The sequence below is a fragment of the Pediococcus argentinicus genome (assembly GCF_001437605.1).
Taxonomy (GTDB): domain Bacteria; phylum Bacillota; class Bacilli; order Lactobacillales; family Lactobacillaceae; genus Pediococcus; species Pediococcus argentinicus.
In genome coordinates, this window is record NZ_JQCQ01000072.1 from 1 (window position 1) to 1,180 (window position 1,180).

A 1,180-nucleotide genomic window follows, 5' to 3' on the forward strand; every position below is an offset into this window, starting at 1 on the left:
CCCGAATTGTCAAATCAAGTGCAACACTTGTGAAAGATAAAATTAATAAGTGCTTGTAGTAAGTTCTTTATTAAAACAATATCTGGAACTATGGTAATTCAGTGCTTTTCTTAAGCGAGTATTAAGTGCTAGAGCGACTTTGTTAATCCAGTCATCTGTATAACTAGTCAATGACAATCCCTTGGGGATTGATTCCCTGATTAAACCATTTTGATTTTCGTTACTACCACGCTCCCATGGTGAATAAGGATGTGCAAAGTATATTGTAGTCCCTGATACTTGGTTTAATAGAGAAAACTCAGAACCATTATCAAAGGTAATTGATTTAAATAGTTTAGGATTACCGTTCACAATACTTTGGACATACTCCAAACAAGTTTGTGCTCGGTAATCAGGTATTTTGATGATAATCTCATATCTAGTTTTTCGTTCAGTTAAAGTCAATAAAGCTGGTTGAGACTTAACTCTATGCCCTTTAACTAAATCACCTTCCCAATGTCCAAACTGACTACGATTGTCAATATACTTTGGACGTTGTTCAATGGATAATCCTAACAGCTTTTTATTGGTTCTAATGTGCTGAGAATGTTTCTTATTACGTCTACCAACCTTTTTAGGTAAATCAGTATTTCTAAGTATAGATAGTCCGGAATCAATGATTCTATATACAGTAGGTGTTGAAGGACAATGTAATTCTGGATAAGTTTTCCTGAAGCGATGTACAAAGCTATCCACTGAATCGGTTCTCGGCTGTGCCTTAAGAGCTTTCTCTAATAACTGCATAAACAACTGACTTTTTGCCATCATGCCTATGGCATGGCAATGGCTACGATTCTTTTGATATACTGCCTTGCCAGTATCAGCAAAATAGTGTTTGTGATATACACCATAAGTACTCATTTGGGAAGTAGTACCACGCCGTAATTCGCGTGAAATTGTACTGGGGCTTCTTTGAAGCTTTGTAGCAATACTTCTTTCAGAAACACCTTGATCGTGTAATGCTTCAATCTGGCCACGTTCTGTATCAGCTAAATGTTGATAATGTTTTGTAGATGTATAAGTGCTAGAATTTAATTGGGTCATGAAGAATTCCTTTCTTATTTGCTTAAGCACTTATAAGTATAGGTCTTCATGGCCTTTTTGTTTATCCATAGTGTTGCACTTCAATTTTAAATTCGGG

At 35.8% G+C, this 1,180-nt stretch carries 1 protein-coding gene; it reads right to left on the reverse strand.

The genetic code is table 11. From position 1 onward, the window contains the following. Nucleotides 1–42: 42 nt before the first annotated feature. Nucleotides 43–1,083 (reverse strand): IS30 family transposase, encoded by a 1,041-nt coding sequence (locus IV88_RS08930; RefSeq protein WP_057800543.1) that lies wholly within the window; start codon nt 1,081–1,083, stop codon nt 43–45. Nucleotides 1,084–1,180: the final 97 nt, after the last annotated feature.

Coding starts and splice junctions, on each gene's coding strand:
- IV88_RS08930 (WP_057800543.1), bottom strand. CDS start 1,083: ATGACCCAATTAAATTCTAGCACTTATACATCTACAAAACATTATCAA.